The sequence below is a fragment of the Nocardia sp. NPDC041819 genome (genome assembly GCF_055590505.1).
Genome location: NZ_JBVJAP010000035.1, coordinates 1 through 13950 on the forward strand (window position 1 = coordinate 1; position 13950 = coordinate 13950).

The 13950-nt window shown below is 67.9% G+C and carries 9 protein-coding genes; 6 read left to right on the top strand and 3 right to left on the bottom strand.

The genetic code is table 11. The features are described 5' to 3' along the window. The first annotated feature begins 166 nt into the window (after window positions 1-166). The 5 genes from ACZ6DL_RS37550 to ACZ6DL_RS37570 all read left to right on the top strand — a co-directional run bounded on the left by ACZ6DL_RS37550 (window position 167) and on the right by ACZ6DL_RS37570 (window position 2907). Complete coding sequence (locus ACZ6DL_RS37550) at window positions 167-322, top strand: hypothetical protein (protein ID WP_466058431.1); 156 nt, start codon at window positions 167-169, stop codon at window positions 320-322. 711 nt (window positions 323-1033) lie between these two features. Continuing rightward, window positions 1034-1219, top strand: a complete 186-nt coding sequence (locus ACZ6DL_RS37555; protein ID WP_466058432.1) for a hypothetical protein — start codon at window positions 1034-1036, stop codon at window positions 1217-1219. A gap of 429 nt (window positions 1220-1648) precedes the next feature. Then, window positions 1649-1888 carry a hypothetical protein gene (locus ACZ6DL_RS37560; protein ID WP_466058434.1) on the top strand — a complete coding sequence of 80 codons (240 nt, stop codon included), beginning with the start codon at window positions 1649-1651 and terminating at the stop codon, window positions 1886-1888. A gap of 157 nt (window positions 1889-2045) precedes the next feature. Further along, entirely contained in the window at window positions 2046-2543 is a 498-nt protein-coding gene (locus tag ACZ6DL_RS37565; protein ID WP_466058446.1) for a Fic/DOC family protein, read from the top strand. Further along, a complete protein-coding gene (locus ACZ6DL_RS37570) occupies window positions 2524-2907 on the top strand; it encodes a hypothetical protein (RefSeq protein WP_466058436.1) in 384 nt (127 codons plus the stop codon). Before ACZ6DL_RS37565 ends, ACZ6DL_RS37570 begins: the two co-directional genes overlap by 20 nt. Window positions 2908-3099: 192 nt before the next feature. Here ACZ6DL_RS37570 and ACZ6DL_RS37575 read toward each other — a convergent pair whose 3' ends face one another. The 3 genes from ACZ6DL_RS37575 to ACZ6DL_RS37585 form a co-directional block, all read right to left on the bottom strand. After that, window positions 3100-6189, bottom strand: coding sequence for a hypothetical protein (locus ACZ6DL_RS37575; RefSeq protein ID WP_466058438.1), 3090 nt, complete (start codon window positions 6187-6189; stop codon window positions 3100-3102). Continuing rightward, window positions 6186-11300, bottom strand: a complete 5115-nt coding sequence (locus ACZ6DL_RS37580; RefSeq protein ID WP_466058440.1) for a hypothetical protein — start codon at window positions 11298-11300, stop codon at window positions 6186-6188. The genes ACZ6DL_RS37575 and ACZ6DL_RS37580 overlap by 4 nt, the downstream gene beginning before the upstream one ends. Before the next feature lie 898 nt (window positions 11301-12198). Continuing rightward, window positions 12199-12321: a hypothetical protein gene (locus ACZ6DL_RS37585; protein WP_466058442.1), complete on the bottom strand. Its 123-nt coding sequence runs from the start codon at window positions 12319-12321 to the stop codon at window positions 12199-12201. Between the two features lie 224 nt (window positions 12322-12545). Here ACZ6DL_RS37585 and ACZ6DL_RS37590 point away from each other — a divergent pair, with 224 nt between their 5' ends. Further along, entirely contained in the window at window positions 12546-13820 is a 1275-nt protein-coding gene (locus tag ACZ6DL_RS37590; protein ID WP_466058444.1) for an IS256 family transposase, read from the top strand. Window positions 13821-13950: the final 130 nt, after the last annotated feature.

The following is a 13950-nucleotide window of genomic DNA, read 5'->3' on the forward strand; positions in this document are numbered from 1 at the left end:
GAGCCATCGCCACTCGCTACGACAAGACCGCGCAGTCCTACCACGGCATGCTCGACCTTGCGACTCTACTCATGTGGCTTTGAGGACACTTCCTAAGCCGCAGAAACGATCTCCGCAAGTTCTAACTGCCGGGGTTACCAGTAACGGCCGCCACGAGGACCGAGTCGTGGACTACCACATCGACCCCGGCCGCGGCAGCACCGCCGATGCCGCCCAGCAACACGCCGCCCGCGAACACAACCTCGCCGAAGCCTCACCGGCCGCTTCCGTCCGGCTACGCGACCTCTACAACCACTACCCCATCGAGGAACACGAACCGTGAACCGACCCACCACCTGCGCGGCCACCCTCGCCGCAGCCATCGAGGAGTACTACGAAGCCGCCGAGGGCTATTCCGGCGACGCCGAACGCGCTGCTGCGATCGAGCTGGCCGACTGCGCCCAATGGCTCCTTGGACACTCTCGCTGTCCGGATAGCGGATCGTGCGCATATCGTCGGCTTGGGTGCGCGCGCCGTCGCGCTGCGAGTCCGCACAGCCGCCTCTGCCCTCCGCCGCCGGTGGCGCGGCGTCGCGGTGACCGAGCAGAGGAGTCGGCGGTGATCACCGTCGACGCCGCCACCGGCCTACCCGCGGGATGGTTCGTCCACATCAAACCGGTCTTTGACGTCGGTGAACGGTATTGCGCCGAGTGCGCCCGTCTGTCCGGAAAGTAGCGCGCCATGGGTATGCATCGCGCTGGCGACTGGCTGACGGTCCTGGACGGTCCCGATGAGGGCCGTACGCTGCGAGTACGCCAGGTTCGTATGTTCGCGACCGATTGTGGTTACTATCTTCGCGGCGGCGCCGGGCTGTACAGACCGGATCAGGTGCGGTTCGCCCGGTTGCAGGAGGACGGCAACCCGTGCGGTCGCGCATGCGACGCTCGGGTGCATGACGTGCTTGGTGTGTGCGACCACTGCCTCGGCCACTGCGGTTATTGCGGCCCGCACCATGTTGACTCCGCCGGATAGATCAGGAACGGGGACGAGAGGGATGGTTGAGTCCATCAACGACGCAATCAGCTGCCTGGTTGAGCGATGGCACAGCAGCGACGGCGATCGCCCGCTGCCCGAGTTCCTGGGAATGACCGATCAGCAGTACGGACGCTGGTCTGCCGGCCTGATGCCCGGGCAGGAGCTGGGTGACTGGGCTGATGAACAGTTCTGCACCGACCGGTAGGGTCAGCGCACAGAATCGCCTGGGAGATGACGTTCTTCTCCAACCCCACCGTCTGGCCGCAGCAACGCGACGAGTTCCTCAGACAACAGCGAACAGCCGCCCCACAGTGTCGGTCACTCCTGCACCAGCCGACCTTCCATCATGCCCGCCCGATCGGCGACCCCGGTGTGGAGCGATGAGGCGTCCACGACACGAACGCGGCTCGTCGACCGCTGGCCGCGGTCGAGGTCGATCCGCGCGTAGCCTCGTTCCCGTACGCGCTGAAACGCCCGCGAGGCCCGTTTTTTCAGAGGACGAACATTACTGTGGGCAAACCTCTCCCGCCACTCGATGAGACCGGCGCATACGACCGCGCCGTCCACTACCTGACAGCGCTCGCGGCCGACGCGAGCCGTAAGGCGGAAGCCGACCCCCGATGGGCCGCGATCCGTGACGAGCTGGCGCGCCGGCGGGCAACGTTGCGCCCGCAGCACCACGACGACATTCGAGCTGTGCTGGCCATCGACGCCGCCGATCTCGCACCGCCAGGCCGGCAACCGCGGCTACGACATCGGCACCGCGATCAACGACATGAAGGCAACCGCCACCGAGCCAGCCGCACTCGATGCAGCAAACCCACTATCCGACTCCTCTCCGCAACAGACGGCCGAGCCGGACATCGGTCCGTGACCGACGCCCACCCCAGCACCACCCTGCTCGCCACAACAACGCCCAAGCGGCCTGCCGCAACACCGGGGTGTCGGGGTTGCTGCGACACGACAGCCGTTGCGGAGGCTGTAGCCGACCCGCGATCCGTCCATAACCGAGGTGACTTGGAAAGGTTGACATCCCCCACACGGGCGATCTCACCGAATGGCGCGCGATCCACGCCCACCTGTTCGGCAACGTCTATGACTGGGCAGGTCAACTGCGCACCGTCGGCATGTGCAAAAGCGGCCGCGACTTCCTGCACCCGCTGCACTTCGACCAATTCCTGCCCGCCGCGCTCGCTGATCTGCGCGCGGTCCCCTGGTCACAGCTGGACCGGTTCGGGTTCGTCGAGTACATCTCCTACAACTACATGCGGTTGAACTGGGCCCACCCATTCCGGGAAGGCAATGGGCGCGCCTTAGCGATATTCCTCGATCGTCAAATCGTCGATGCGCGATGCCCCGCTCGCGGTCCGGATGCGAGTTCTGTTTCAGCCTGCGCTTGCCCTCGCGGAGGAGTATATCGATGTTGCGAGTCAGACAAAATTGGCAGCGGAGTCTCTTCGGCAGACGGACGCTCTTCGCTTTCAGGGGGTCGTGCTAGGGCAAGGCGGGATGGGCGCCCAGGTAGGTAGGACCACGGAAGCTCTCGTTGAAAATCAAATCAACGCTATTGCAGGACAGTTGCAGCAGAGAGGTATCGAACCGAGGCTGATTCCGGCAGCGCGTGCGGGACTTCAAAACGTGATGTCGTCCGTCAGAACCTTGCCCGTGGATGGCCGAGAAGCGGCAGCTAAATTGATAACAACGGTGACTGCGATGCGGGCGTTGGTATCGCAAACGGCCGTGCGCGCGACGGCTGTGGGGCGCGCGCGCATCGTCGCGGCGTTCTTGTCGGTCGAGACTGTGCTGGTCGAGTTCGGCTCATCGTTGTCAACGCCGCTGATTGTACCAACGAAGGTCTTGCGCGAAATTCTCGGTATCCGGGAGACCGCGTAAATACGCTGACACTAGTCGACTTGAGGTTGCCGTCCGAGAAAATTCAGGCACCTTAAGGTAGTCGGTTCAGTTTCGTCTGGATCGAGTTGCCCCACTTTTCGACGACCCCCAGGTCAGTGTGTCGGCGTGCTCGCTGCCAGAGACCTCGTCACTCCCAAAGACTCGGGGCGCGCCAGCCACGGTCTGGTGGTGTTAGGACGCGATGTCGGCGGGGCTTAACGCGCGTCCGAATGGGGTGACGAGCACCGCGGCAAGCTGTCCATTGGTCGCGACGATGGCGGTGGGGACAGCAACCTCGGCTGAGCCGACTGTCACCAGGTGCGTCGAAAGCTCCATCAGCACACCATCGGCGGCAGCAGATCCGTATAGCTTCAGATTGAAAGCCGGTGCGCCGGGGGCGAGGTCGGGAAGGCCGGCGATGTCGATCAGCACACCTCCCGCTCCGTCGGGTGTGGATGTCAGTGCCGGTTCGGGTCCCTCGACCTCCACCCAGGCCGGTGCCGACAGCGGCCCCCACGGCGAGTTGATCCGTTCGCCCTGCGGACCGGCGGAGAACAGTTCGGGTGCGTTGACGATGTCGGTGCCGGGCACCACCGTGTCCTCGGGTGGGTAGCGCACGGCCACCGCCAGTCCGGCGCGCGACCATGCCGGCACCGCGACGGTGACCTCGGCGGTGAACACTGATGGGTCGGTTGGTGAGGGTGCCAGCTCGACGGTGGTGATCTGCGGCCAGAACCATGGGTCGCCGGACGTGCATGCCTCCACGACGCGGGCCTGCATCGGTTCTGCCGCATACCGGTCGAGCACCGCGGATTGCACGCCCGACACCGTGACCGTCACGGTCACCGGCGTGCCGGCGTCACCGGGTGGGCCTACGGTTACGGAGATCTCCGGGGTTGGCGGTACCTCGTCGTACGGAACGACGACGAACACCGGTTCGACTGCGGTGAAGGGTGTTTCGACGCCGTCGCGGATCATCTGCCCTGCGGCGTTCACCTCGGCGGTCACGGGCACTGCCCGGATGGCCAGCACGTCGTCGGTGCCAGCCGGGATGTCGATGCGCGCGGAAGCGGCTCCATTCTTGGCGGGCACCGGTTCCGGCAGCGCCAGCATCGACGCTGTGCGCGCGTTGCCCCCGGCATTTTCGCGTAGCTGCTGGGCCCGCACGGCGCGGGTGGCCGCCGGTCGTGGGCCCAGCCCGGCCGCAGTGCGCAGCGCGCTTTCGGACGCGAGGTAGAACCGGTATGCGGCGTCGACCGGCGCGCGCACGGTCAGTGTCACCGACACAGTCGGTTCGGCCGTGCGCCGCGAGGTGACCAGCAGTTGAGGAGACACCGAAAGCGCCGGGAGTGCCCGCCCATCACTGGTGTCGACGGTGTGGGAGACCTGCGCTGACAACGTGCCGCTGGTGTCTTCCGCGGCGGCGGTCACCGTGACTTTTCTGTGCTGGCCGGCGACAGTGGCGGGGGCCGGGACGTGCGCGCGCACCAGCAGCGCCGCCGAGGCGGCATCGACGGGCACACCGGTCAGTGTCAGCGGCGGCTGGTCGACGCCATCGACGCTCCACGTGATCCGTTGTAGCGGTAGGGCACCGGGCGGCGTGGCCGGAGGTACGCGGAACAGCAGGTGCACCGTGCCGGGGGAGGCGGCCTCTGTCCCGGCAACCGATGCCCGTTCCAGACCGGCTTCGATGGTGGGCGGTGCCGGTGTCGGCGGTGCCGGCGGGTCGATGTCGATGCTGGCGGGTTGCGCCCAGCGCCCGATCCAGTCACTCAACGCGACCGACCAGGTGACCGCCGAGCCTTGCTGGCCGTCGGCCACCGTTTCGGTGCCGGACACCGTGCACGCCCCGGTCCTGTCGTTCCAGCCGGGCACGAGGGGGGTCGCCAGGCCGGTGTCGCCGAGTTCGGCGTGCTGGCTTCGGACGGAGGGGGCGGTTCGCACGAAGGCCACCGGTCCGCGGGGGACGGGCCCGTGGAGCCCGTACGGCAGCGACGGTCCCTTTCCGATCGCCACGGTGTGCTCCCATCGCCGCGGTGGGTCGGCGGCCCACCGCGGGCCCGATCCGCCGGGCACGCCGGTGGAAGCCGGTGCGGCGAGGAGTGCGGGCGTAACCGGCCGGGCCGGGCCGATCCCGGTAACGTAGGGCAGCGGGATATGCGCAAGAAGCACGTCGTGGGGTCCGAACTGGTTGTGCGGCAACCAGTTCGATACCTCGTTCAGCAGGTCGATGAATCTGCCGCCGGCGACGATGCGGCCGTCGTAGAGGCCGTCGTCGTCTGTGCGCGCCACGCTCACCCCGGGTGGCAGCCGGTTGAGATACACGTGCAGCGGAACCGTGGCCACCAGCAGGCCTAACCAGTCGGCGGCTACCAGCCCGTGGGGCAGCATTCCGGAACGGCCCAACCACCGCGAGATGCCGGGGTCTAGCGCGGCGACACCGAGCGCGGCGGCCGCGGCTTGGGAGGCCACCACGCGGTAGGGGTCGCCCGGCCCGCCGGTGGCGCCGTCGATGGTTCCGCGGGCACCCGAGCCCAGTGCGTCATAGGCGAAACGGACCCAATTGGCGACGGAGTCGCCGCTGCGGGCGATCTGGTCGGCGCGGCGCACTTCGTCGTCGGCGTTCCAGTGTCCGCCCGGGTCGGTCAGCGCGTAGGGCACCTTGCTTCGGGGAGCGGAGGTGGCCAGCCGGTCCTTCCAGGACGCCGCGTTACCCGCCACGACGTAGCCGTGCCCGGGGACGACGTCATCGGGGAGGCCGTGCACCTGCGGTGAGCCGGCGATGTCGTCGAGATCGCCGTCGAAACTGGCCGGCAACGCGACGAAAAACGACTCGATGATCGCGCCGTCGCCGCTGACGACCAGGCCTGCCATGTCATGGCCGGCGACAGTATAGGGCGGGCGGGTCCGCGCACCGAGTTCGATATAGGCGCCGCCGACGCCGACGCGCGCCGAGATCGCCGCGACCCGCAGGTCGCCCTCGCCCTGCACGTGCGCCCAACAGACGATCCGCCCCGGCAGGGATCGCGGCAACAGCAGCACCGGTGCGTCGGGTCGCACCGCGCGGCCCGGCTCCGGCTGCTGGTCGGTCGCCGCGTCGATCACCTCGACCGGGTCTTGATCGACGGGCAGGGCGCGCAGCAGCACCGGACCGGCCGGCAGGTCGGCGGCACCGCCGGGGGTGAGGCGCCAATACAACCCGTCGGGCACGCTGTCGTCGGCGGCGGCGTCGATGTGAGCCGCCTCGCCGAGCGCGACGATCGCGCGTGTGAAACCGCTCATGGGGCCACCGCCTTGATCGCTCCATTGGTGAACCGGGGACGTGGGTCGATCCGCAGGCGGCGGGTGAACGGCCATGCGCCGTTGTCAGCGTAAAGCACCAGCGCCGCCGGGGCTCCCAGCACGGTCGGGTCACGGCGCAGCCACATCGCCCTGGTGCTGCCGCGCGAGGTGCGTTGCACACCGAACGGTGCACCGTCGAGCGCAGACGTGCGCACATCCATCCGGCCCGGGCGGATGAGTGGCTCGCTGGACTCCAGCAGCAGCCCGGCCACCGCCCACTGCCCGGCAACCAGCGCCCACAACACGGTGCTGCGCGGCTGGGGCACCGGGCGCAACGGCGGCAACCCCAGTCCGGCCAGGATCCGCCCGAACTCGGCGTCGTCGGCCACGGCACCGTCGACCAGCCCGATCAGTCCGGCCGGGTCACCGTTTCCCCCGGCGCCGAGGGCGAGATCACCGTGCGCCATCGGTGCCGACGCGAGCGCCTCGGCGTCGGTCGCGGTGTTGAACGCCTCGATGAGCTCCTCGGGGCCTCGATAGGCGGACGTGGTGAAGGTGATGCCATCCAGTTCCGGATCGCCGGGTTCGAATGCCTCGTCTTTCAACGGCAATCCGACCGACAGTTCATAGGGGGTCTGCGGCTGCAGCGGGAAGGTCGTTGTCATCTGCGCGCCGTCCAGCGGTGCGGGACAACCGGATTGCCGCGCCGCGGCGGTCAGCAGATCGGCCGCGGAGATGCCTGCGCCGTGCGCACCCTCGGCGAGTGCGACGCCGATGAGGCCGAGCGCGTGGAAGACGTGGCTGGACTGGCGGTCGGTGCGCCGCGCGGCCAACCCGATCCCGCGGCCCATCGTCTCGGCCAGCGCGAGGATGTGGGGTGCGCGGAACGTCGCGGACACCGGGTCGCCGGTGAAGTGGAACAGCTCGTGATCGGCGGGTGTGTAGCCGGTGAGATACCGCGACAGGAAGCCCGGGTCGAACCGGTCGACTGCGGTGAACCTGGTCGCGGCGGCCACGACCGCAGCGGTCTTCTTCCATGGGGTCGCCACCGTGGTGTCCCAGGGTGTGGCGTCGGCGGCCGCCGGTCCCCCGGTGACGGCGGCCTTGACCTTGGGATCCTGGCCGGTCGTGCGGAAGAACCAGCGCACCGTGCGTGCATCGGTCAGGTCGGGGCGGGTGATGCCGTCGACGCGGTCCTTGTAACCCAGTGTCGCGCTGATCCGGTAGCGGGCGTCGGCGTCGAGCACTACCCGCCCTGACCCGTCGACGAGCGTGTCGGGCGCCATGCCCGACAGGTCGGCGATGCCGGCTGCGGTGACGGCCGCACCGTCTGCCATCGACCCGGCCGTGGCGTACAGACCCAGAAGCGCCACCGGTCGCAGCGCCGGCACGCCGAGCTCGACTGCTGTGGCGCGCGGTTGTCCGTGGCGGACGACGTGCACGCGCCACAGGCCGGGCGGTCCGTCGGCGGGTTCGATGTCGGCGGGGTGGGTTCCGGCGAGTGTGCTGACCGTCGCGGTCAATGGCGGGGGCCGCCGGTTGCGGTCGCCGGTGTCGACGAGCAGGTATCCCTCGGCGATGGGTTCGTGCAGGACGATCGCATGCCGGGCCGGGGGCGGGTCTTCTTCGAGGGCGGCCGAGAGGCGGCCCCACAACCGCAGCGCGCCACCGAATTTCGTCGTATCGACGATGATCGGATAGGCGAGGGTGACGGTGCCGCCGTCGTCGATCCAACCTGTCGAGGCGAGTGGGGCGAGCAGGTCGTTCGGATCGTCGGCGGGGCTGGTGACGTCGAACCCGACACCGCGGGTGAACGTCGGCCAGCCGGTGGGAAAGCCAGCCAGCGTGTCGCAGGCGGTGATGCGCCACGACCGCGGTGCGGGCAGTCGGCGTGCGTCGCCGCCGTAGGTCCACGCGGCGCCGGCGCGGGGGTGGCGGTGGCAGGTGTCGGCAGCCTGGGCGACGTTGGGCGGGATGCTGCCGTCGAGTGGTGCGGCCTGATGCACCAGCGAAATCCCTTGCTGCACGGTCAACAGCGCCAGTTGCCGTTGGTCCGAGGTCACCGCGGGCGGTGCGTCGGCGCTCACGTCGGTGGGTACCTGCCAGGCGGAGGCGGTGTCCACCTCCACCAGGGTGGGGCCGGCGTCGGTAATCTTCTCCAGCAGTACCGAGGTGAGATGCCATTCGTGTTGGAAGCGTCCCGCCCCGGACAGCCCCGCATGAACTTCGCTGTGCACCCCGGCGCCGGCGTCGACAATGGGTGCTACCGGAAACGTCAGCAGGGGAATGGTGTCGGGCCACACCGTGGGTGTGGACGCCCACCCCGTCGCCGGGGCGTCCCCGTCCTCGAGCACCAGATGCCCCGCACCGGGGTCGTCGGGATCGGTGAGCAGCCGCCCTGTCCCGTCGGCCAGGGTGACCGTCGGCAGCGGCCACGGTTGCGGCGGCGGTGCCTTCGTCAAAGCCGTTGTCACGGTGCCGATCTCGATGCATCCCTCGAGTTCGGTGAAGAACAGATCGACCACTGCGCATACCTTGAAGTGCAGGTCGGCCTGGCCTTCGGAAAGCAGGATCGTGGCTGTGGCGGACACGCCGATCCGGAACGGGCCCAGCCCGATGCGCCCGGCCAGGCGGCCCTGGGCCCACACGGTGACCGGTCTGGTGCCGATGGCGGCGATGAGGCTGGCCGACACCTCAGCCCACACCACCGGTTTGAGTCCGAAGACCTGGGTGAACCCGACGCCGGCGGCGACGGCGAACCCCTCGAGGTCCAGCTCGGTTCCGGCGAGGTTGTCGATGCCGCTGCCGCGCACCATCAAGAAGGCCCAGCCCTGCTCCACTTCCAACGGCCCCAGCCCCGGAAACACTGTGGCCTTCATCGGGCCGGGAGGCCGGTCGGTGGCGATGCCACCGACCCCGTCGTCGGATCCGATGTGCAGATACCACGTGGTGCCGAAGTGGCCGGCGGCCGGCATGCGCATCTTGAACAGATAGGGCACCGACAGGTGCCCTTCCAGACCGATGTCGAGGCCGGTACCGCCGGCCGACAGCCCACCCAACACGACGAGGTTGCCGCTCGGGTTGGCGCTGTTGACGGCGAGGACATCGCGGTCGGCCAGCTCGTGCCCGTCGTGCCGGTCGCGCAGGAAGACAGCGTCGAGTCCGATGCGCAGCGCGAAGTCGGGCACGGTCACGCCGACCACACCGAGCGCGTTGGCGGTGAATCCGTCGTCGGCGGCAGTGCCGACGACGACAGCGGCGCCCAGTGTCAGATTTCCGGGGGCAGGCAGCAGTCCATTCCACGGCTTCCAGGTGCGCAGCGACTTCATCGGGTCGGCTGGATCCAGCGGCGGCACAGCCGAATTGGTACCGATGGTGGCGGCCAGCGAATACAGGCCCAGTCCGGTGGGGCCGAGCAGGATGGGGGCGGGCAGATCGACACCGGCGCTGAGTATCACCCGCTCACCGTCGATGGTGACCGCGACGAATCCGTTGACCCGCAACGGCACAATCTGCGCCCACAGCACGACATCGAGCTGTTCGGCGAGGGTGACCTTGCCGCCGCCGCGCAGCACCCCGGGTAGCTCGACGCTTGCGTCCAGGCCGCGCAGCCCGATGTCGGGTGTGAGGGCGTTGTTGTCGAAGGTCGCCCGGATCGTCGCGCCGGATACCCTCACCGGCCCCAGGTCGACGGTGAACCGCAGATCGACCTCGAACCATGTCGAGCCGCTGCCGCCGCGGCTCCCGATCACCTCGAACAGATTGCCGGGGCCTTCCACGGTCCAGCCGCCGGGGTCGACCACATCGGCCCGGGCACCCCGCAGGTCCAGTTGGACGGCGTCCTGAATCGCCGTGGCGGTGACGTCCACGACGGCGCGCACATTGCGCCAGCGCACCCGCATGGGCCGACTCATCGAGATCCGCAGCAGCGGACCTATCTCCCACTGCTTGGCCTGCACCGAACCCTCGACGTCGAGGGTCACCGGAACCTGGCCGGTGCTGGTGGACGCCTGCAGCGTGACCGCGTGCAACACCATGCCGCCCAGTGACGCGAATGCTCCGCCGAAACTTTCGGCGGCCCCGTAGAGGACACCGAGCGCGGCCAGGTCCGCGGCACCGGCCCGCGCCGCCATCGCCGGACCCAGCACCGTGGTGACGCCGACGGCTACCGCCGACGCGTCGGTGGCCTCGGCGACGTGTGCGAGGCCGTGTGTTCCGTCGGATTCGGCCGTGAGCGCGACCTGCAACGCCGCTGGATCCTGCGGCGGTCGCGACACCGTCGCCCGCACCCGCACCGTCTCCGCCACCTCCGGGCCGGTGGCCCCGAACGGCCTTCCGCCGCCGGGCAGTTCAAGCACCACCGACACTGCCAGCGGCACCAAATCGGCCGGGGTGGCATCGGCATGGATACGGAAGGTCAGCTTGCCCGATGCGTGCGGCCCGGCTCCCGCCGCCGGTGTGCGCGGCACGGTGACCATCACGTCGGTGTCCGCCTGCGCGGGCAGGGCGGCGGATAGCACGAGCCCACCGACAATCGGCAGAGCGGCGGGCAGGATGAGTTCGACCGAGCCGAGGTCGGGTCCATTCGTCGTGAGCGGCACGTCCGAACTGATCAGCGTGAGGCCGAAACCCCCCGGCAGGAGAAGGTGCCGGGTGGACAACACCGCCTTCGCGCCGGCGGACGTAGCCACCGACGCGGGCTGGGTGGCCGACCCCGTCACGACGGCGGTGCCGACGAACGCCGCGGTCACCGGCGCCGCGGTTGCGGTCATTGTGGCGCGCAGGAGAGCTGTCGCGAGGTCGGCGCGGTTTGCGCCCTGCACCGCGGCCAGTGGTGCGCCGGCCCCGGCCCGTGCGGACTCGATGCTCACCGCGAATCCGGTGCCACCGGGCTGTGCGTCGACGGTCCACGACACGATGCCGTTGATGGCGGCACCGAATCCTCCGGGAAGTACTGCGGCGTCGGCAGTTCCCGAACCACGCCGCGGCACTGTGCCCATCGGCGGTGGCCCATCGAGCGAGATCGCCTCCAGCAGCGTGGCCACCGCGGACGGCACGATAACGCCCGCCGCCAGTGAACTTTCACGCAAAACGTCAAACAACGAGGCCATCAAGCCACCCCCACGATCTGGGAATCAACGGTGACCCAAGGGGGCCAGGCATGCTTCGCGGCGATTACGATCGCGCGCCCGAGTCGAGTCAGCAGCGGGGCCGAACCGGACATAGCGGCGTAGACGTAATGCTTGCGGCACTCCGACAGATACTGTTTGAAATCCATGCCCGACGCCGCATTTGCCATCACGCCTCGACTCGTACATCATGCACGACGAGCGCTCACGCCAGCGGAAGCACCCACTACACGGACAATCCCTCCCACCATGCTTCCGCAGTCCAACGACAAATGTCAAGACGCGATCGTCGGGCAACGACGAACGGTTCACATGCATATTCTCGTTATGGGTGCAGGCAATAAATGCGATGCCGACAAGTAAGTACTCGCCGATGTGTCGCACCTGTCCACGGCGAGTCCTTAAAGCTCTGTGGTTCAGGCGATTGCGGGTGATCGGCCGCCGTCCGCGCCCCGCACATCGCCATCCGTCGGTGTGTACGGCTAATGATGAAGCCATGACAACTCCGCTCTCACCACGTAGACGGTCAACGCGCTATCCATCAGCTAATCAATGCAGGCGTAATGCGCCTGCTCCTCCGCAGAGCATTTTGCGTGCCCATCGTGGCATCGGACGATGCCGAGTGGAGCCGGCAACACGCGGGGCGTCAGCTGCCCTGATGAGGGTCAGCATCCGGCCCTCAACATTCGCTCATCGGCATTACAGGATGTCCGGCCGCTGTCGCCATGCTCGGCTCGCACAGCAAATCTGGAACATGTTCCCCGGGAGCATCACCTGTTGCCGGTGGTCCCACGACTGGCAACGTGATGGTCCCTTCACGCTGGCAGACGACAGTTGCCGAAGATCCAACGAAGTTCGGGTATTGGGCGGCGATTGAGTCCTAGGACGGTCGGTGGAGCGCCCAGCCGAAGATGCGGGTTCCGATTGCCCGCCCATGAAATCCGGGCGTAACGATGACGCCGAAGATCATCGCGTAGTCGCTGTCGCTGGTGATCTGGTCCATCGCGCCGCCCATGACGGGGGCTGATTGGCGATGACCTTGAACCCAGTGCGTTCACAATGACCTCGACCGATTGAGTACTTCACCCCGCCGGACTTTGCAGTTGCCGTTACTCCTCGACGGTGGCCAGCGGTTCGAGCAAGGGTCTGTCAGGAACTTTGGGGGTGGAGGTGATTCCGAACAGGTGCTGAAGTAGCCTGCCGTTGCTTCGGCGAGGAAGGATCGCTTTGAACGACAACGTAACTCGGACTGCTGGTGGCGGGCTGGATGTTCGGATCGCGCAGGAGTTGGTGGAGCAGGCCCGCAGCGAGGGGCTGTCGCTGACCGGGGCCGATGGTCTGCTGACTGCGGTGACCCGCCGCGTGATCGAGGCCGCTTTGGAAGCGGAGATGACCGAGCACCTCGGATACGCCAAGGGCGATCGTGCGGCGGCGGCCGAAACCGAGGGCGGCAATCATCGCAACGGCACCAGCCGCAAGAGGGTGCATACCGATATCGGGCAGGTCACCGTGGACGTGCCCCGGGACCGGGCCGGGCAGTTCGAGCCACGGATCGTGCCCAAACACGCGCGCCGCGTCGCCGGGTTCGACGAAGCGGTGGTCAGCCTGTACGCCAAAGGACTCACGACCGGGGAGATCCGCGCGCATCTGGCCGAGATCTATGGTGCCGACATCTCGCGGGAGACGATCTCGAAGATCACCGACGCCGTGGCCGGCGAGTTGGCCGAATGGCAGTCCCGCCCGCTCGATCGCGTGTATGCGGTGGTGATGATCGACTGTATCTGGGTCAAGATCCGGGATGGTCAGGTCGCCTCGCGCCCGGTCTATGTGGCTGTCGGTATCGGTCTCGACGGTGCCCGCGACGTGCTCGGGTTGTGGGTCGGCGACGGCGGTGAAGGCGCCAAGCATTGGATGGCGGTGCTGGCCGAGCTGCGTAACCGAGGTGTCGAGGATGTGTGCATTGTCTGCTGCGACGGGTTGAAGGGATTGCCGGAGTCCATCGCCGAGATCTGGCCGGCCGCCGATGTGCAGTTGTGTGTGGTGCACCTTGTGCGGGCCAGCCTCAAATACGCTGGTAAACAGCACTGGGGTCCGATCAGCAAACAGCTGCGCCAGGTCTATACCGCCCCGACGGTCGACGCGGCCGAGGCTCGGTTCGCCGAGTTCGCCGCCGAATGGGGCGACCCCTACCCGATGATCGTCAAGACCTGGCGCGGTTCCTGGGAGCACTTCACCACGTTTCTGCAGTTCCCGCCGGAGATCCGGCGGGTCGTCTACACCACCAACATGATCGAATCGCTCAACGCCCGTTTCCGGCAAGCAGTGCGCCGCCGCGGGCACTTCCCGACCGACCAGGCCGCGTTGAAAGTGCTCTACCTGGTCATCCGCGACCGCCGCAAGAACCGGCCCAACGTCGTCGGCCACACCCCCGGCTGGAAACGAGCCCTGCAGCAGTTCGCCCTGATCTACGGCGACCGCATCACCGACCACACCGAAAAGTAGAATCAGGACCGATCGCCTTCACCCACAAAGGTTCTGGCTCTGTCGCACTTTCGGTGGTGGGCTATCCGAGCAGGATCCGGTGTCTGAGTAGCTGGAATCCGGCACGGCCGTACATTTGCCGCTTGAGCAG

Excerpts from the sequence above, each read along its gene's own strand:
- ACZ6DL_RS37555 (WP_466058432.1), top strand. The coding sequence starts at position 1,034 with ATGGTTGAGTCCATCAACGACGCAATCAGCTGCCTGGTTGAGCGATGG.
- ACZ6DL_RS37570 (WP_466058436.1), top strand. The coding sequence starts at position 2,524 with ATGGGCGCCCAGGTAGGTAGGACCACGGAAGCTCTCGTTGAAAATCAA.
- ACZ6DL_RS37575 (WP_466058438.1), bottom strand. The coding sequence starts at position 6,189 with ATGAGCGGTTTCACACGCGCGATCGTCGCGCTCGGCGAGGCGGCTCAC.
- ACZ6DL_RS37580 (WP_466058440.1), bottom strand. The coding sequence starts at position 11,300 with ATGGCCTCGTTGTTTGACGTTTTGCGTGAAAGTTCACTGGCGGCGGGC.
- ACZ6DL_RS37585 (WP_466058442.1), bottom strand. The coding sequence starts at position 12,321 with ATGGACCAGATCACCAGCGACAGCGACTACGCGATGATCTTCGGCGTC.